Source organism: Rhizobacter sp. SG703, assembly GCF_012275445.1.
Classification (GTDB): Bacteria; Pseudomonadota; Gammaproteobacteria; order Burkholderiales; family Burkholderiaceae_C; genus Rhizobacter.
On record NZ_JAAZQK010000006.1, the window covers coordinates 308,032 to 325,318 of the forward strand.

Annotated in this window: 15 protein-coding genes; 6 read left to right on the plus strand and 9 right to left on the minus strand. The window is 69.2% G+C overall.

The genetic code is table 11. The features are described 5' to 3' along the window. Positions 1 to 19 precede the first annotated feature (19 nt). From FHT26_RS14695 to FHT26_RS14720, 6 genes are all read right to left on the minus strand, one after another. Complete coding sequence (locus tag FHT26_RS14695) at positions 20 to 667, minus strand: pilus assembly PilX family protein (RefSeq protein ID WP_168560859.1); 648 nt, start codon at positions 665 to 667, stop codon at positions 20 to 22. Then, on the minus strand, positions 661 to 1,845 hold the full coding sequence (locus tag FHT26_RS14700; RefSeq protein WP_168561032.1) for a PilW family protein: 1,185 nt from the start codon (positions 1,843 to 1,845) through the stop codon (positions 661 to 663). The genes FHT26_RS14695 and FHT26_RS14700 overlap by 7 nt, the downstream gene beginning before the upstream one ends. Further along, complete coding sequence (locus tag FHT26_RS14705; protein WP_168560860.1) at positions 1,846 to 2,301, minus strand: type IV pilus modification PilV family protein; 456 nt, start codon at positions 2,299 to 2,301, stop codon at positions 1,846 to 1,848. Between the two features lie 20 nt (positions 2,302 to 2,321). Further along, the gene (locus FHT26_RS14710) at positions 2,322 to 2,960 is read right to left on the minus strand and encodes a GspH/FimT family pseudopilin (protein ID WP_168561033.1); all 639 of its coding nucleotides are present in this window, start codon (positions 2,958 to 2,960) and stop codon (positions 2,322 to 2,324) included. Then, positions 2,960 to 3,406, minus strand: coding sequence for a type IV pilin protein (locus FHT26_RS14715; RefSeq protein WP_168560861.1), 447 nt, complete (start codon positions 3,404 to 3,406; stop codon positions 2,960 to 2,962). Before FHT26_RS14715 ends, FHT26_RS14710 begins: the two co-directional genes overlap by 1 nt. Before the next feature lie 138 nt (positions 3,407 to 3,544). After that, on the minus strand, positions 3,545 to 7,057 hold the full coding sequence (locus tag FHT26_RS14720) for a hybrid sensor histidine kinase/response regulator (protein ID WP_168560862.1): 3,513 nt from the start codon (positions 7,055 to 7,057) through the stop codon (positions 3,545 to 3,547). An 81-nt stretch (positions 7,058 to 7,138) separates the two neighbouring features. Here FHT26_RS14720 and ureA point away from each other — a divergent pair, with 81 nt between their 5' ends. The 4 genes from ureA to ureC are packed head-to-tail and all read left to right on the plus strand — an operon-like array spanning position 7,139 to position 10,107. After that, positions 7,139 to 7,441 carry an urease subunit gamma gene (ureA, locus tag FHT26_RS14725; RefSeq protein WP_056815720.1) on the plus strand — a complete coding sequence of 101 codons (303 nt, stop codon included), beginning with the start codon at positions 7,139 to 7,141 and terminating at the stop codon, positions 7,439 to 7,441. Between the two features lie 28 nt (positions 7,442 to 7,469). Beyond that, the gene (locus tag FHT26_RS14730; protein ID WP_168560863.1) at positions 7,470 to 8,075 is read left to right on the plus strand and encodes a HupE/UreJ family protein; all 606 of its coding nucleotides are present in this window, start codon (positions 7,470 to 7,472) and stop codon (positions 8,073 to 8,075) included. Positions 8,076 to 8,086: 11 nt separating this feature from the next. After that, the gene (locus tag FHT26_RS14735; protein ID WP_168560864.1) at positions 8,087 to 8,392 is read left to right on the plus strand and encodes an urease subunit beta; all 306 of its coding nucleotides are present in this window, start codon (positions 8,087 to 8,089) and stop codon (positions 8,390 to 8,392) included. Next, entirely contained in the window at positions 8,392 to 10,107 is a 1,716-nt protein-coding gene (gene ureC / locus FHT26_RS14740; RefSeq protein WP_168560865.1) for an urease subunit alpha, read from the plus strand. The genes FHT26_RS14735 and ureC overlap by 1 nt, the downstream gene beginning before the upstream one ends. A gap of 110 nt (positions 10,108 to 10,217) precedes the next feature. Here the strand turns inward: ureC and FHT26_RS14745 are convergent, their stop codons facing one another. The 3 genes from FHT26_RS14745 to FHT26_RS14755 form a co-directional block, all read right to left on the minus strand. Beyond that, on the minus strand, positions 10,218 to 10,544 hold the full coding sequence (locus FHT26_RS14745; RefSeq protein WP_168560866.1) for a hypothetical protein: 327 nt from the start codon (positions 10,542 to 10,544) through the stop codon (positions 10,218 to 10,220). A gap of 16 nt (positions 10,545 to 10,560) precedes the next feature. Further along, entirely contained in the window at positions 10,561 to 13,854 is a 3,294-nt protein-coding gene (locus tag FHT26_RS14750) for a di-heme oxidoredictase family protein (RefSeq protein WP_168561034.1), read from the minus strand. 393 nt (positions 13,855 to 14,247) lie between these two features. Next, positions 14,248 to 15,894, minus strand: coding sequence for a methyl-accepting chemotaxis protein (locus FHT26_RS14755; RefSeq protein ID WP_168560867.1), 1,647 nt, complete (start codon positions 15,892 to 15,894; stop codon positions 14,248 to 14,250). A gap of 95 nt (positions 15,895 to 15,989) precedes the next feature. Between FHT26_RS14755 and ureE the strand changes: the two genes are divergently transcribed. Further along, positions 15,990 to 16,568 (plus strand): urease accessory protein UreE, encoded by a 579-nt coding sequence (ureE, locus tag FHT26_RS14760; protein ID WP_168560868.1) that lies wholly within the window; start codon positions 15,990 to 15,992, stop codon positions 16,566 to 16,568. 6 nt (positions 16,569 to 16,574) lie between these two features. Then, positions 16,575 to 17,285 carry an urease accessory protein UreF gene (locus tag FHT26_RS14765; RefSeq protein ID WP_168560869.1) on the plus strand — a complete coding sequence of 237 codons (711 nt, stop codon included), beginning with the start codon at positions 16,575 to 16,577 and terminating at the stop codon, positions 17,283 to 17,285. Positions 17,286 to 17,287 lie beyond the last annotated feature (2 nt).

Below are 17,287 nucleotides of genomic sequence, written 5' to 3' on the forward strand. Positions count from 1 at the left end.
TTCATGCCCTGCTCCAGCCTCACAAGGCCACCATGGCCTGCACCCAGGCCGTCGTGTTGCGCGGCCCGCTCACCTGCACCGTGATGCGGTAATACGCTTGGCTCTTGCAATTCAGATTGCCACCGCCACCATTGCTGTTCAGGCCCATGCCGCTGCCGCAGCCGACCGCGTCGGGCAGCGACGAACAGTTGCCGTTGGCCGGATCGCCGGCGGCACTGCACATGCGCTGGATGAGGTACGCCACACTGTTGCCCGCCGCATCCGCCGCACCGCCGTTGGGCTGGCCCGGTTGCGCGCCGGCGCTGACCAGTGCGGCCCACAGATCCGGCCAATCCTGTGCGGCGCCCGGGTCCTGTCGCGTCGCAAGGTAGCCGCGCGCAGCTTGGTCGCAGGCCAGCACCGTGCTGCCGCTGGCGCAAGTGCTTGCGCTGGCAGAGTTCGCCTGGCCGGTGTTGTTCTCCAGCCAGGCCACTGCGGCCTCCAGGCCCTGGTCGGCCGAGCTGGTGGCCGATTGCTTGAAGCCGAGGTTGCCGGCGATGCCATTGGCCGTCACGGTGGAGCGGCTCAGCGCCACCGCGGCGAGCGTCAGCGCTACCAGCACGATCAGCACCAGCACCAGGATCACCCCCTGCTGCCGGCCTTTCGCATTGCATTGCAGGCTCAGCATCCGCCAGACCCTCCTTGGTAAGTGAGCTGCGAGCCCTGCCAGATCAGGTTGCGCAACGGCACGGTGGCCTGCAACACCCGGTGGCGGTAGTGCATCCAGTCGGCATTGGCGCTCAGGTCGATCGGCAGCGCGACCGGCGTCAGCGTGGTCCATGCGGCCGAGAGGCTGGTGTTGGCCGTCGAGCCGTCCCACGTCGGGGCCGCCGAGGTAACGGTGCCCTTGTCGTAGGCCGGGCTGCGCGCTACGACCGCCAGCCGCAGCGCCACCACGCGCGCCCAGCGGCACTCCAGTGGCAGGCCGCTGGTGTCCGCAGCGCCGCCCGGCGTGGTCTGGTCCCAGGTGTCGACGACCCCACTCATCGCGGAGCCGGCCACGCCGGAGGTGTCGCGGCCATACTGCGCACGCAGGCCGACGATGTTGCCGGCCAGCGGCACCCACACGTCCGGGTTGCCGATGTAGTTGCTGCTGCCGCAATCCCAGGCCAGGTAGTCGCACACGGTCAGGCTGCCCTGGCGCACCGCATAGGCCTGCACGCGAGGCGCCACGCCCAGGTCGAACACGCTGCTGCCGGACGGCAGGCCGGCCGTGCCGGGTGAAACGGTCAGCGTCGATCCGCTGATCGCGCTGACGGTATCCAGCGTCAGCGCACAGGGGCTCGGCCGCGTCGCCGTGGCCGCCACCACGCGGTTGCCGACGCCGAACATTCCGGCGGTGCTGACGTCGTAGCGACCGGCGACCGACGCCGCGATGGTGGCATCGCCTTCGGATGGCCCGGCCGAGGCGCCGGTGACGAGCAGCAGCGTGTCGGTACCGCTGTCGCCGGCTGGCACCAGCGCGGTTCGCGGGTTGACCACCACCGGCGCCAGCACATCGAGCGTGACCGCCGCCGTGTCACGGCTGGTGGTGTATGACAGGCCGCAGCCTAGGATCAAGAAGTTGCCGATGCCGTGGCCCGACTGTGCGATCTCGCGCTGCAGCTCATACAGCGCCAGCCCGCCCGCCGCCTGGGCATCATTGCCGCCGGTCGTGGTGCGCTTGTCGCCTTCGGCCGACGCGAACAGGCGCATCACCACCACCACGCCCACCATGCCGATCAACAGCGCGACCATCAACTCGACGAGGCTGAAGCCGCGCTCGCTTGCACGGCGCCGGGGAAGGGAAGCAGTGCGTCGACCCATCTATTTCACCTGCGCCAGAACGACGTGGTTGCGGTAGTCGCCATCGCCGGCGGCCTTCCAGAAGATGGTGACGGTGGCCAGGCTGCTGGCAGTTGCCGAGCCGCCGCCCGGCACGGTGGTGAAGCTCACGGTGGGTGCCTTGCCGGCAACGTTCGGCAGCCCCGACGCCTCGACCGAAGCCCGCCAGCTGGTGTAGCCGGGGCCGCCCGCCGCACTGCCGAACTGCGCCTGCAACGTGGCCGCGCTGCGGTCGGTGGTCCACAGGCTGCCGATCAGCGATGCGGCCTGGGCCGCCGCGATGGCGCGGTAGCGAGCGCCGGACGCCTGCTGCACCGATACCGCCTGCAGTTTCAACAGGCCCAGAACGCCGACCGCGAAGATCAGCAGTGCGCAGAGCACCTCGATCAGCGAGAAGCCGCGGGCGCCGCGACGCGGTGGGAAACGAAGAGGGATCATGCGAAGGCTCATCGGGTGGCTCATGCGTTGCTCGGGCAGCTCATCGCGTCGGCAGCGGTGTTGCCGGCGCTGCGCGCCGGATCGCACATGCGAACCTCGCCGGCCGGACTGACGACCACCTTCAGGCAACGCGTCGTGCCGGCCGGCGCGCAGCTCTGGCCGCTTGCGCCGACCGCGATGCTGAGCAGGGCCGCACTGGACGCGGGAGATGTCGTCGAGGTCTGCCGGCCGAGGCCGTCGAAGGCGATCACCGGGCGAGTGGCTGAGAGCGTGGCCGCAGCGTCGCCGGCCACCACCGGGCTCACCCGCAGCAGGTTCGGTGCGGCGCCAGCGCCGAGCGCCGTCGCGCAGGCGCCGGCCGGGCTCTGCGCGGCACCAAGGTTGATCGCCCAGTGCGGGCCGCTCGCACTGATCTGGCAATCGTCGGCCAGCGTGTCGACCAGCTGGAAGCGCACCACCGCATTGCGCCGCACGGCCTCGGCGCGTGCCGATTGCAGGCCGTTCTGCAATGACTCGGCAGTACTGCGAACGCGCACATTGCGCAGCCAGTCTGCGAACGACGGCACACACAGCAGCAGCAGCACCGCGAACACCGCCAGGCCCACCATCAGCTCGACCAAGGTCATGCCGCGGGCGCAGGAGCGATGCACGGCGGCCATCAGCACACCCCACCCTTCTTCGTGACCCAGCAATTGCCGGTCGGCGAGGTCCAGCCGGACACGCCGGTGACCGCCGAGGTCTGCGTGCCGTCCTGGTTGATGGTGTAGCTGAAGCCGGCCATCGCCCCGATCCCGGTGGCCGTCCAGACGTAGGCGGTGTCGGACGATGCCGTGCAGCTGAAACTGAAATGGCTCGACGTGCTGGCGGTGACGCCGCAGGTCTTGACGCTTGCGCTGGTGTAGTAGCTGCGGTTGTCCTGGAACCACTGCTCCATCCGGGTCTGCAGCGTCGACAGGGTCGCGGTGGCATCGGGAATGCGGCCGCGCCTCAGGTGGTCGAGGTACGCCGGCAATGCCACGCGGGCCAGGATCGCGACGATCGCGACGACGACCATCACCTCGATGAGCGTGAAGCCTCTGTTCTGACGGACCGCATTACCGCGCATGGCTGCCTCTTGGATTCGCTACTCGGCGAAACGTGGGGCAACTTTGAGCAACATTTATGGAGGAATTCCTCCTGGAATGTCAACCACTGTCGTCGCGACCGACCCGCGATGCGCACGGCCGTGAGATCTGCCGCACGATCAGCGCGCGGGGCCGGCCGCCAGCGATCGGTGCAAGGCCTTCTCGAGGATGCGGCTCACCGCCTCCAGCTGGAACTTGCGCACCAGGTCGCGCACGTGGTCCACGAAGCCGGCGCAGGCGGGATGCTCGGCCTCGATCCGGTCGAGCCTCTGGACGATGCCGCGGAAGTAGCCGAGGCGCACCAACTCGTCCAGCGCGCGCAGCGCCTCGGCATCGGGCAGCACCCAGTCGGCCGGCGCCGTCGCCGCGGGCGCCGCCGCCGTGGCGGTCGACACCGGCATCGCCTCCACCCACTGCAGCCCGAGGCGCGCACCCAGCCAGTCGAGCAGCTCGTGCACGCGCACCGGCTTCAGCACGAAATCGGCCGGCGTGATGCCGACGTCGTTGTCCAGGTCCTTGTCGAAGGCATTGCCCGAGACGATGGCCACCGGCGCAGAGCTCAACCCCTGGCCGCGGATCGCGCGGATCGTGGCCCAGCCGTCGATGCCCGGCATCGCCAGGTCCATCAGGATGGCGTCTGGCACGACGCTGCGCAGCAGGCGCAGGCATTCGTCGCCGGAGGCGGCCTGGTGAATCTCGAAGCCCAGAGGCTCCAGCACGCTCGCGAGCAGCGCGCGGTCGACCTCCTCGTTGTCGACCACCAGCACGCGGCGCCGCGCGCCCTGGTAGCCGATGCGCGCGATGCGCGGCGCCTGAACCGCCACCGCGTCGCGCGCAGCGGGCAGGAACAGCCGGATGCGGAACAGCGTGCCGACCTGCAGCGTGCTATGCACCGTCATCTCGCCGCCCATCAGGTCGACCAGCATCTTGCTGATCGTCAGGCCGAGTCCGGTACCGCCGCTGGCCGCGGTGCCGGCATCGCTGCCGCGCGCGAACGGCTCGAACACATGCTCGATCTCTTCGGGCGCGATGCCCGGGCCGGTGTCCTCGATTTCGAAGGTGGCCATCTCGCGCGCATAGGCGGCGCGGAACACCACGTGGCCGGCCTGCGTGAACTTGACGGCATTGCCCAGCACGTTGATCAGGATCTGGCGCAGCCGCTTCTCGTCGCTGCGCACCACCTCGGGCAGCGCCTGCGACAGCTCGTGGCTGAACGCGATCCCCTTGCCGGCGGCCTGCAGCTCGAACATGCGCACGATCTGCTGCACGCCGTCGCGCAGGTGCATCGGCTGAGATTCGAGCCGCAGCTTGCCGCCTTCGATGCGGGCGATGTCGAGCGTGCCTTCGATCAGCGACAGCAGGTGCTCGCCGCCGCGCCGGATCACGCCGATCGCCTGCTGGCGGTGCGGCGGGATCGACGCGTCCTCGTCGAGCAATTGCGCATAGCCGAGGATGCTGTTCAGCGGCGTGCGCAGCTCGTGGCTCACCGTCGTGATGTAGCGGCTCTTGGCCTGGTTCGCGAGCTCGGCGCTGCGTTTGGCCTGCTGCAGCTGCAGGTCGGTGCGGCGGTGCGAATCGATCTCGCGCCGCAGAGCCTGCGTCTGCTCGTGCACTGCCTGGGTCTGGCGGTTCGATTCCTCCTGCGCCACCTGGCGGCTCTTGTGCGTCAGCACCAGCCACCAGGCGACGATGCCGCTGACCAGCAGCAGCGCCGCGAAGGCCTTGACGAAGCCGAGCCGCAGCGCCGACGCGAGCGCCGCACCCGGCTCGCCGAGCAGCCGCAGCTCCTGGTGGTACAGCAGCGCGAACAGTCCGGCCAGCAGCGGCACCACCACCGCCATCAGCAGCACGTAGTGGCCGAGGCCGGTGTCGATGTAGGGCCAGGCGCGGCGCGGCAGCAGCGCCCGCAGCGCCGCCGCCCATTGCGTGGACAGCTTGGCCTCCGGCTTGCACAGGTCGTTGCAGCGCGCGTCGAGCGAGCAGCACAGCGAGCAGATCGAGCCGAGGTAGGCGGGGCAATGGGCCAGGTCGTCGGCCTCGTACTCGCGTTCGCAGACCACGCAGTGCTGCAGCCGGGTGAACAGGCCTGCCGGGCTCTGGCGCGCGATGTAGAAGCGGCCCTTGGTGGCCCACGCGATGAGCGGTGCCGCCACGAAGGCCGTCACCAGCGCGATCAGCGCCGAGAAGGCCTGCGCCATCGGCCCGAACACCCCCAGGTAGGCCGCGATCGACAGCACCGAGGCAGCGCCCATCGCGCCGACGCCGACCGGGTTCACGTCGTACAGGTGCGCGCGCTTGAACTCGATGCCCGGCGGCGACAGCCCGAGCGGCTTGTTGACCACCAGGTCGGCGACCACGGCCATGATCCACGAGATCGCGATGTTGGAGAACAGCCCCAGCACCTCGCCGAGCGCGCGGAACACGTCGAGCTCCATCAGCATCAGCGCGATCATCGTGTTGAACACCACCCACACGACGCGCCCCGGGTGGCTGTGCGTGAGCCGCGCGAAGAAGTTCGACCACGCGAGCGAACCGGCGTACGCGTTGGTCACGTTGATCTTCAGCTGCGACACCACCACCAGCAGCGCCGTCGCGGCGACCGCCCACGCCGGGTGCGGGAACACGTACTCGTAGGCCGCGAGGTACATCTGATTGGGATCGACCGCGCGGTCCACCGGCACCGAATGGCTGATCGCCAGGTAGGCGAGCAGCGCGCCGCCCAGCATCTTCAGCACGCCCGGCACCACCCAACCCGGCCCGCCGATCAGCACCCCAAGCCACCAGCGGCGGCGGTTGGCGGCGGTGCGCTCGGGCATGAAGCGCAGGTAGTCGACCTGCTCGCCCATCTGCGTGATCAGCGCGATGCCCACCGTCATCGCGGCGCCGAACAGGCCGAGGTCGAACCCGGCGCCGCGGCCCTCGGCACCGGCGTAGTGCACCAGCCCGTCGAGCGCGCCCGGGTTCTGGCGCAGCACGAAGACGTAGGGCACGACCAGCAGCACCAGCCACAGCGGCTGCGTCCAGACCTGCAGCCGGCTGATCGCGGTGACGCCGTGCGTGACCAGCGGGATCACCACCAGCGCGCAGACCAGGTAGCCCCAGGCCGGCGGCACGTCGAACGCCAGCTCGAGCGCGTAGGCCATGATGGCCGCCTCGAGCGCGAAGAAGATGAAGGTGAAGCTGGCGTAGATCAGCGAGGTGATGGTGGAGCCGATGTAGCCGAAGCCGGCGCCGCGCGTCAGCAGGTCCATGTCGAGCCCGTGGCGCGCCGCGTAGAAGCTGATCGGCAGCCCGGCGAGGAAGATGATCAGCCCGGTCGCGAGGATCGCCCAGAACGCGTTCAGGAAGCCGTACTGCACCAGCAGCGTCGCACCCACCGCCTCGAGCACCAGGAACGAGGCCGCGCCGAACGCGGTGTTGGCCACGCGCAGTTCGGACCACTTGCGAAAGCTGTGCGGCGTGAAGCGCAGCGCGTAGTCTTCCATCGTCTCGCGCGCGACCCAGCTGTTGTAGTCGCGCCGGACCTTCACGACGCGCTGCACCGCGCGCTCGTCCGGCGCGCCGTCGCGCTCCGGCGGCACGATCGCCGGGCCGACCGCGACCGTGTCACCAGGGAGCTGGGCAGGCGTCATGCACGCATGAGCGCAAGCCCCATGCCACCGATCGGGCGACGCGCCCTAACATGTGGCACACCTTCTGCTTCCCGCACCACCATGGAACTGACGCCGCGTGAGAAAGACAAGCTGCTGATCTTCACGGCCTCGCTGCTGGCCGAGCGCCGCAAGGCGCGGGGGCTGAAGCTCAACTACCCCGAGTCGGTCGCGCTGATCAGCGCGGCCATCATGGAGGGCGCTCGCGACGGCAAGACGGTGGCCGCGCTGATGAGCGAAGGCAAGACGGTGCTGACCCGCGCCGACGTGATGGACGGCGTGGCCGAGCTGATCCCCGAGATCCAGGTCGAAGCGACCTTCCCCGACGGCACCAAGTTGGTGACCGTGCACCAACCCATTGCATGACCTGCTGCATGAATCTGGAGCGCTTTGCATGACGACCCCTTCTCGCTCGAACGCATGGCGCGCCGCTGCCGTGGCCTTGTCGCTCGGCCTGCCCGCCCTCGCCTTCGCCCACACCGGTGCCGATGCGGGCCGGCACCATGACGCGATCGGCGCGCTGGCCGCCGGCTTCAGCCACCCGTTCACCGGGCTCGACCACCTGGCGGCGATGGTCGCCGTCGGCGTCTGGAGCGCGATGGGTTCGCGCCGCGTCTGGCTCGCGCCGCTGGCCTTCGGCGGCACGCTGCTGGCGGGCGCGCTGCTCGGCCTGGCCGGGCTCATGCTGCCGGCGGTGGAACCGATGATCGCCGCGTCGCTGCTGGTGCTGGGCCTGCTGGTCGCCACCAACGCGCGCCTGCCGGCGGCGGCCGGTGCCGCGCTGGCGGCGGTGTTCTCGCTGTTCCACGGCCTCGCGCACGGTGCCGAGCTGGCAGGCCCGACGGCCGCCTTCGCGCTCGCCGGCATGGTCGCCGCCACCGCATTGCTGCATGGCGCGGGCATCGCCATCGGGCTGCTGCTGCGTTCGCGTTCGGCCTGGCTGCCGCGCGTCGCGGGCAGCGCGGTCGCGCTGTTCGGCATCGCGCTGCTGGTCAACTGAAGGGGCCGGCGATGATTCCAGGCGAACTGCTCACCGACGGGCCCGACATCGAGATCAACGTCGGCCGCCGCACGATCACGCTGGTGATCGAGAACAGCGGCGACCGGCCGGTGCAGGTCGGCTCGCACTACCACTTCGCCGAGACCAACCCGGCGCTGAAGTTCGACCGCACGGCCGCGCGCGGCATGCGGCTGAACATCGCGTCGGGCACCGCGGTGCGTTTCGAGCCGGGGCAGCAGCGCACGGTCGAGCTGGTCGACTATGCGGGCGACCGCCGGGTCTACGGCTTCCGCGGCGACGTGCAGGGAGCGCTCTGATGGCCACCATCCACCGCCGCGCCTATGCCGAGATGTTCGGCCCGACCACCGGCGACCGCGTGCGCCTGGCCGACACCGGACTCGTCGTCGAGGTCGAGAAAGACTTCACGCTGCTCGCCGGCGGCTACGGCGAAGAGGTCAAGTTCGGCGGCGGCAAGACCATCCGCGACGGCATGGGCCAGGGCCAGCGCCTGTCGAAGGACGTGGCCGACACGGTGATCACCAACGCGCTGATCGTCGACCACTGGGGCATCGTGAAGGCTGACATCGGCCTGAAGGCCGGCCGCATCGCCGGCATCGGCAAGGCCGGCAACCCCGACGTGCAGCCCGGCGTCGACATCGTGATCGGCCCCGGCACCGAGATCATTGCCGGCGAAGGCAACATCGTCACCGCCGGCGGTATCGACACCCACATCCACTTCATCTGCCCGCAGCAGATCGAAGAGGCGCTGATGAGCGGCGTGACCACGATGCTCGGCGGCGGCACCGGCCCGGCCACCGGCACCTTCGCGACCACCTGCACGCCCGGGCCCTGGTACATCCACCAGATGCTGAAGGCCGCCGAGGCCTTCCCGATGAACCTGGGCTTCCAGGGCAAGGGCAATGCGAGCCTGCCCGGCGCGCTCGACGAGCAGATCGAGGCCGGCGCATACGGCCTGAAGCTGCACGAGGACTGGGGCACCACGCCGGCGGCGATCGACAACTGCCTGAGCGTGGCCGACCGGCACGACGTGCAGGTCACGATTCACACCGACACGCTGAACGAATCGGGCTTCGTCGAGAGCACGATCGACGCGTTCAAGGGCCGCACCATCGCGACCTTCCACACCGAAGGCGCGGGCGGCGGGCATGCGCCCGACATCATCAAGGCGGCCGGGCTGCCGAACGTGCTGCCGTCGTCGACCAACCCGACGATGCCGTACACGGTGAACACCATCGACGAACACCTCGACATGCTGATGGTGTGCCACCACCTCGATGCGTCGATCGCCGAGGACCTGGCCTTCGCCGAAAGCCGCATCCGCCGCGAGACCATCGCGGCCGAGGACATCCTGCACGACGTCGGCGTGTTCTCGATGATGTCGTCGGACAGCCAGGCGATGGGCCGGGTCGGCGAGGTGATCATCCGCACCTGGCAGACGGCCCACAAGATGAAGGCGCAGCGCGGCACGCTGCCCGAAGACAGCGCGCGGCACGACAACTTCCGCGTCAAGCGCTACATCGCGAAGTACACGATCAACCCGGCGATCACGCAGGGCATCTCGCACGAGGTGGGGTCGATCGCGGTCGGCAAGCTGGCCGACCTGGTGCTGTGGAAGCCGGCCTTCTTCGGCGTGAAGCCGTCGCTCATCTTGAAAGGCGGCTTCATCGCCGCGGCGGCGATGGGCGACCCGAACGCGTCGATCCCGACGCCGCAGCCGGTGCACTACCGGCCGATGTTCGGCTCGTACGCCGGCGCGATGCACGACACCAGCGTCACCTTCGTCTCGAAGGCCGGGCTCGATGCCGGCGTGCCGGAGAAGCTGGGGTTGAAGAAACGCGCGGTGGCGGTGAGCAACACGCGCAGCATCAGCAAGGCCGACATGGTCCACAACGGCTTCACGCCGAAGATCGAGGTCGACCCGCAGACCTACGAAGTGCGGGCGGATGGCGTGCTGCTGACCTGCGAGCCGGCGACGGTGCTGCCGATGGCACAGCGGTATTTCCTGTTTTAGCCTGAAGAAAAATCGCTACGGGCATGTCCAGAGTGAGTTGAATGCGACAAGGTCAGGAACGGGCACGTGAGCTGACATGAACCGCACAACCCCGCCCCTGCATCACCCCGTCATTCACTCGACCGCTCCAACGTCCGACCCTGCGGCCATGTCGGTGCAGAGAGAAACTCAAGAAGCACGCACGGCTGCGTCGAAATCTTGGCGTCACAGCGATCTGTCGCATGATGAGCCGCAAAACCGTCTGTGAAGAAGACATACAGCTCGCAACTTGTTTCGCCACTGAAGTCCTTCGCCGATTCAGCGCTGATGAACAGGAGATGAAACTGATGCAGTCGGGGCTCACCTCCGGGCTTCTCCAGAAGCCATTCGTCAGCAGCTGCATCAACGGAGAACTCCAGAAGATGTAAAAAAGCCCCGCCGAAGCGGGGCTTTGTCATCGCGAAGCGCTTGCGATCAGAGCGACTGCAGGAACGCCAGCAGCGCCTGCCGATCCGCCGTCGACAGCGCCGCGAAGCGGCCGCGTGCGTTGGCGGCCTCGCCACCGTGCCACATCACCGCTTCTGTCAGCGTGCGGGCACGTCCGTCGTGCAGGTAGCCGACCTTGCCGGCCGTGCCCATCACGCGGTCGGTGTAGCCGATGCCCCACAGGGCCGAGGTGCGCCACAGGTTGCCGGCGGCCGTGCCTTCGACATAGTTGTCGGCCATGTCGGCTCCCATGTCGTGCAGCAGCAGGTCGGTGTACGGCTTGATGGTCTGGTTGCGCAGCTCGGCCAGCGGGTGGCCGGAGCCGGTCTTCACCTCGCTGACGTGGCAGGCCACGCAGTTCAGCGTCTTGAAGACCTTCGCGCCGTTGGCCACCTTGACCGGGTCGACGTCCAGATCCGCCAGCGGTGCCACGCCCTTCGGGAACCCGCTCACCAGGCTGCGCTGTGCCGGAACGGCCAGCAACTGCAGGTAGCGCGAGATCGACTGCAGTTCGGTTTCCGACAGGCCGCGCTCGCTCTTCGTGCGGCAGGTCGGCAGGCCGGCCAGGCAGTCGCGGCTCGGGTACACCGGCGTCGTCACCGACATGTCCTGCAGCAGGGCCGAGGCCGCCTGGTGGCGCAGGCTGAACTTGCCGGCCTTCCAGCCGAAGCGGCCCAGGCGCACGTCACCGGTCTCCGGGTCGAACACGAAGTTCGCCTGGCCCTTGATGCCGTCGGCGTCCGGCGTGCTGCGGGCACGCGCCAGGATGTCGGCTTCCGGAATCGCTTCCAGCAGGCCGGCCCCCAGCATCGGCTGAGCAGCGCGCAGCGAGATGACCTGCGGCGTCGGGCCGTCGAAGGCCAGCTTCGGCTTGCGCAATTCCACCAACGTGCCGTCGGACAGCTTCACGGTCTGGGTGTCGAAGCCCGCGACGCGCACGCCGTTGCCCCAATCCTGCACCGTGCCGTCGGCACCGCGGGCATTCATCTGCACGCCCACGCCGTAGCGCGAGTCGGGCACCTGCTGGCCCTGGGCATTGATCGCCGCGGTGTGCACCGACATCGAGTCCAGCCGCTGGTTCACCGCTGCCGGCGCCGGGCTGCGGCCGTTGTTCACGTGGCACGCGATGCACGACGACTGGTTGTAGCGCGGCCCCTGCAGCCCCACCAGCGCGTCGAAGCGGTCGTTGCCCGGCTCGTTGTGGTCGCCGGTGAACATGTTGGTGTGGATCGTGCGACGGCCTTCGACGAAGCGCTGCATGTTCTGCATGCCGACGTTGATGTGCGGCTGCTGGAAGATGAAGGTGCCGTTGTCGGCATAGTCGTACGACAGCGAGCCGGTGCCGCCCTGCAGCGTCTCGGCCGGCAGCGGTGCGTTCATCAGCCGCGGCTGCACGCCATACCACGGGCGCAGGCCCGTGCCGACCACGTAGGTCCACTCGCCCGCGTAGTAGCGGATGCCGCCGTTGTCGCCCTTGGCGGCCATCGCCTCCTTGGTCGAGAAGAACGACGGCGAGACCTCGATCACGTCGCCTGCCACCAGCGGACGTGCGGGCACGTTCCTGCCGTTGGGCATGCCGTCGGCGCCGATGTCGCCGTGGCCGGGGTAGTCCTTGACCGTCAGGCTGCAGTCGTTGTTCAGGATGCTGTTGCTGAACAACCGGCCGTTCGGCGGGTAGGCCACCGGCGGGCAGATCGTGACCTTGTCGTTGACCAGCTGGCCCGGGTTCATCCAGCCGTAGCCGGTGACGCCCACGCGATCGAAGGCGCGGAACCACGCCACGCCGCCGGGCAACTGGTCCTGCGTGAAGTAGTGGTTGACGCGCAGCGTCGGGGCGGTCACGCCCGCCACGCGGCTGTTGTCGATGATCTCGAAGCCCCAGGTGCGGTTCTTGAAGTAGTTCGGCACGAAGGTCAGGAAGTTGCCCGGACCCTTGTCCACCGGGTTGCCGTTGGCATCCACGGTCTCGTTCGGGCCCTGGCCGATCTCGTTCCAGTCTTCGCCGCGCTCGCGGCCATGGCGGGCCAGGCCGCGGATGCCGAAGCGCGTGACCAGGGTGCCGTCGGCCAGCGTGAACTGCAGCGTCTCGACCGGATCGGCCTGCGTCGGCAGCGGCATCATGCCGGTGCCGCTGGTCGGCGCCTTCAGCGGCGCGGTGGCCAGCGTCGGCATGGTGTTGTCGGAGCCCGGGCTCTTGAACTCGACTTCCCACAGCGAGTAGCCGTACTGCGTGCCGCGCGCAACGCCCTGCAGGCGTACGTAACGCGGGTTGATGCCGAGGTTGTAGAACGCCTCGGTGCCGCCCTTGCCGGCGCTGACGTAGCGCACCTGCGACCAGGACTGGCCGTCATCGGAGACCTGCAGTGCGTACTCCTTGCCGTACGAGTTCTCCCAGGTCAGCTTCAGCGCGCCGATCGGCGTCTTCTTGCCGAAGTCCCACTGGATCCAGGCACCGTCTTCCTGCTGGCTCGACCAGCGCGTGCCGGCATTGCCGTCGATCGTGTTGGTGGCGGGCATGCCGCCGTTCTCAAGGGCCGACGAGGTGGCAGTCACCGGCTTGATCGCGACGCCGGGCTGGCCGGGCGCGGGAGCCGGGGCAGGTGCCGGCGCGGGGGCCGGAGCAGGCGCGGGGGCCGGGCTCGGGGCCGGTGCCGGGCTCGGCGCGGGCGCCGGTGAAGGCGCGGGGCTGGGCGCCGGTGCCGGGGCGGGGGCCGGCGCAGGTGCAGGGGCCGGCGCAGGTGCCGAGGTCGTGCCGGTGAAGGCCTGGATCTCGAAGATCGAATAGCCGTACTGCGACGAGCGGGTGACGCCCTGCACGCGCAGGTAGCGGCCCTGGCCGCTCAGGCCGGTCCAGTCCTCGATGCCGCCCTGGCTGTTGTCGACGGTCTTGATCGTGACCCAGTTCGACTTGTCGTTCGAGACCTGCAGCAGGTACTTGGTGGCATGGGCGCGCTCCCAGTTGATGCGCACGCGGGTGATGCTCACCGACTGGCCGAAGTCCAGCGTCAGGTTCTGGTCGTCGGTGAAGCCGCTGCTCCAGCGGGTGTTGTCGTCATGGTCGATCGCGGCGGCTGCCGACAGGTCTCCGCGCTCGGCCGCGCTGGCGGTGGCCGCGACGGGTGTCAGCGCGACGCCGATCGGATCGCCGACCGCCATCGGGCGCGAGCGGTCGCCGAGGTCGCTCGAACTGGCGTTGTTGCTGTCGGCGGCGGCGGAACTGCCCCCGTCGCCGGAACCGCATCCGACCAGCAGGATCGCCAGGGCGCAATGCAGCCCCAGCATCGAACCGTTGCGCAAGCTGCGCAGTACATGGTGTTTCACAGGCTTCTCCTCCAAGGACGTGGCAGAAACAAGGCCTGGATGCTGCACGCTGCGCCACGAAAGCCTGTAAGCCGAGGGGAACCGTCGGATAGCGGTCAAAGCACGATCGTGCGAATGGACACGTTTTTACGAAGAGAGCGCACACTCTCTTCAGGATGCCGATGAATATTTGCATCCCAGCGAGGCCGCGCGTCAGCGCACATCGGACAGCGATATCGAAGAGCAACCGTTCATCGGTCATTTCTGACCGCTTGGAATCGGTTCCAAACGAAGTGCTTGCAAACTTCTTGCTCTTGGTTACATCGGCTCACGCCTTGCCGATGCGACCTATTCGGAGAGTCTGAGAGCGCCGTTTCAAGCGGATACAAGATCGACGCCGCGTGCTGCCGGATGGCCGTGAAGCACAGGTTTTACCGATGCCGGCGCGACCGCATCGGCCTCGGCCTCGGTCTTGAAAGCCGCGACCGACTCGAGGAGCTTCTGAGCCTGCAGCTTCAGGCTCTCGGCCGATGCCGATGCCTCTTCGACCAGCGCCGCGTTCTCCTGCGTCGAATGGTCGAGCAGCGACACCGCCTGCGTCACCTGCTCGATGCCGCTGTGCTGCTGCGCAGCCGAGCGGCGGATCTCACCGACGAGGTCGTTGACGCTCGACACCTGCTGGTGGATGTCCTGCATCACGCGGCCGGCATCGGCCACGTGGCGCGAGCCGCTGCCGACCTTCTCGGCGCTGTCGGTGATCAGCTGCTTGATCTCGCGCGCCGCACCGGCGCTGCGCTGCGCAAGGCTGCGCACCTCGCCGGCCACCACCGCGAAACCGCGGCCCTGCTCGCCGGCGCGTGCCGCTTCCACCGCGGCATTCAGCGCGAGGATGTTGGTCTGGAACGCGATGCCGTCGATCACCGAGATGATCGACGCGATGCGGTCGCTCGACTGCTGGATTTCCTGCATCGTCGTGACCACGTCGCCGACCACCTGCTGGCCGCGGCCGGCCGCCTGGCGGGCACTGCGCGAGATCTCCTCGACGCGGTTCACGGTGCCGGCGCTTTCCTTCACGGTGGCCGACATCGTCTCCATCGACGACGCCGTCTCTTCCAGGCTGGCGGCCTGCCGCTCGGTGCGGTCCGACAGCGACAGGTTGCCCTGCGCGATCTCGGACGCGGCGCTGTAGACCGAATCGCTCGACGTGCGGATGTCGCCGACGGCGGTGCGCAGGTTGTCCTGCATCTGCGCGAGGGCCGCCATGAGCTGCCCCATCTCGTCGCGGCGCTCGCTGTCGATGCGGCCCGACAGGTCGCCGCCGGCGATGCGCAGAAGCGCCGCCATGCCGCTGCGCATCGGGCGCACGACGCTGGTCGTCAGGCCCCACGCCAGCAGGCTGCCGAGCGCGAGCGCGATCGCACCGCCGACGGCCATCGCGGTGCGCGAGCGCTGGTTGCCGGTGCTGGCCGCGGCGATGCGGGCGTCGGCATCGTCGCGGATCACCTTGGTGAGTTCGGCGGCCGCCTTGCTCAGCATCGTGAAGGCGGCGAGCGTCTCGCCTTCGAGCAGCTTCTTGACCTTCTGGAAGCGCTCGGAATCGTCGCTGCTGGCGAGCAGCCGTTCGATCTCGGCCGAGCTGGTCTCGTAGGCTTTCAGCGCGCCGTCCACCGGGGCCAGCTGCGACTCGATCGCATCGGCCCGCGGCAGGCCGCGCAACAGCTTCATCTGCTCGACGAAGCGCGCATGGTGCTTCCTGAAGGCGTCGGCCTGCGTCGCCCGCTCGGACTCGCTCCAGCGCGTGGCCAGCAGTTCCTGCGCGCCGCGCATGCCGCGCGCCGCCGTGGCCAGTTCGGACACGCCGTTCATCGCCGGCATCGTCATGCCGGCCAGGTCGTCGAAGCGCCCCTGCAGCTGCGACATCTCGAAGAAGCTCTGGCCGATGGTGGCGCACGACAGCAGCAGCACGCTCGCGAATCCGAGGGCGAGGCGCACGCCGATGCGGACATCCTGGAGCAGTTTCATGGGGGTCTCCTGCTGGTTCTGATCCGTTGGAATATCGGCCGCCCGACCCGGATCCTGAACGAGAATCCCCCCGGGTTTACTGCCACACTCGCACCATGCTGACCGTGAACAAACTCCTTGCGCAGGGCCATGGACTGGCCCCTGCCCTCGTCAAACGCGCCGCTTCCGTCGAGCTCGACTGGGACGTGCGCCAGAAGAGCCGCTTCGACGCCACCGACTCGCAGGGCCGCACGCTCGGCGTGTTCCTGCCACGCGGCACCGCGGCACGCGGCGGCGACGTGCTGGTGGCCGAAGACGGCTCGCTGATCCGCGTCGTCGCGGCGCCGCAGCCGGTGCTGGTCGTGACGCACTGCACGCAGCACGGCACCCCGTTCGACCTGCTGCGCGCCGCCTACCACCTGGGCAACCGCCATGTGCGGCTCGAACTGAAGCCCGATCACCTGAAGCTCGAACCCGACCATGTGCTGGCCGACATGCTGCGGCAGATGCACCTGATCGTGAACCCGGCGACCGCGGCGTTCGAACCCGAGGGCGGTGCGTATGCGGCCGGCGGCGGGCATGGGCACCACGGGCACGACCACCATGACCACGGGGACCATGACCACGGGCATGAGGGCCACGACCATGGCCACGCCGGCCACGCTGGCCACGATCACCGCGGCCACGACCACTGACCCGCGATGCCCCGCGTCCGCCGCGCCCCCGCGCCGACCGGCGCCGCCTCGCTGCTGCAGCTGATGTGGCTGGCCTCGCCGGCGCTGCCGGTCGGCGGCTTCAGCTATTCCGAAGGGCTGGAATCGGCGGTCGATGCCGGGCTCGTCGCCACCGAGGCGCAGGCCGCCGCCTGGCTGCTCGACCAGCTGCGGCTCGGGCTGGCCCGCAGCGACCTGGCGCTGGCCGCCAAGGCCTTCGGCGCCTGGCAGCGCGACGACCTCGACGCGATCCGCGACCTGAACGACTGGGTCGTGCAGACCCGCGAAAGCAGCGAGATGCGGCTGCAGACCGAGCAGATGGGCCGCTCGCTGCTCGAGTGGCTGAAGAACCGCGGGCTGGCCGATCCGCGCATCGCGATGCTGGTCACGCTGAAGCCGGCACCGACCTGGCCGGTGTCGTTCGCGCTGGCCGCCGCGCAGACCGGCGCACCGCTGCGCGACGCCCTGCTGAGCCTGTGCTTCGGCTGGGCGGAGAACATGGTGCAGGCCGCGCTGAAGGCGGTGCCGCTCGGGCAGAACGCCGGCCAGCGCGTGCTGGCGGCGCTGGCCGACGCGATCCCGCCGGCGGTCGATCGCGCGATCGCGGCCACGCACGGCGAACGCCAGGCCTTCACGCCGATGCTCGCGATCCTGTCGGCGCGCCACGAAGCGCAGTACTCGCGGCTGTTCCGGTCCTGACG

Coding starts and splice junctions, on each gene's coding strand:
- FHT26_RS14695 (WP_168560859.1), bottom strand. CDS start 667: ATGCTGAGCCTGCAATGCAATGCGAAAGGCCGGCAGCAGGGGGTGATC.
- FHT26_RS14700 (WP_168561032.1), bottom strand. CDS start 1,845: ATGGGTCGACGCACTGCTTCCCTTCCCCGGCGCCGTGCAAGCGAGCGC.
- FHT26_RS14705 (WP_168560860.1), bottom strand. CDS start 2,301: ATGATCCCTCTTCGTTTCCCACCGCGTCGCGGCGCCCGCGGCTTCTCG.
- FHT26_RS14710 (WP_168561033.1), bottom strand. CDS start 2,960: ATGGCCGCCGTGCATCGCTCCTGCGCCCGCGGCATGACCTTGGTCGAG.
- FHT26_RS14715 (WP_168560861.1), bottom strand. CDS start 3,406: ATGCGCGGTAATGCGGTCCGTCAGAACAGAGGCTTCACGCTCATCGAG.
- FHT26_RS14720 (WP_168560862.1), bottom strand. CDS start 7,057: ATGACGCCTGCCCAGCTCCCTGGTGACACGGTCGCGGTCGGCCCGGCG.
- ureA (WP_056815720.1), top strand. CDS start 7,139: ATGGAACTGACGCCGCGTGAGAAAGACAAGCTGCTGATCTTCACGGCC.
- FHT26_RS14730 (WP_168560863.1), top strand. CDS start 7,470: ATGACGACCCCTTCTCGCTCGAACGCATGGCGCGCCGCTGCCGTGGCC.
- FHT26_RS14735 (WP_168560864.1), top strand. CDS start 8,087: ATGATTCCAGGCGAACTGCTCACCGACGGGCCCGACATCGAGATCAAC.
- ureC (WP_168560865.1), top strand. CDS start 8,392: ATGGCCACCATCCACCGCCGCGCCTATGCCGAGATGTTCGGCCCGACC.
- FHT26_RS14745 (WP_168560866.1), bottom strand. CDS start 10,544: ATGACAAAGCCCCGCTTCGGCGGGGCTTTTTTACATCTTCTGGAGTTC.
- FHT26_RS14750 (WP_168561034.1), bottom strand. CDS start 13,854: ATGCTGGGGCTGCATTGCGCCCTGGCGATCCTGCTGGTCGGATGCGGT.
- FHT26_RS14755 (WP_168560867.1), bottom strand. CDS start 15,894: ATGAAACTGCTCCAGGATGTCCGCATCGGCGTGCGCCTCGCCCTCGGA.
- ureE (WP_168560868.1), top strand. CDS start 15,990: ATGCTGACCGTGAACAAACTCCTTGCGCAGGGCCATGGACTGGCCCCT.
- FHT26_RS14765 (WP_168560869.1), top strand. CDS start 16,575: ATGCCCCGCGTCCGCCGCGCCCCCGCGCCGACCGGCGCCGCCTCGCTG.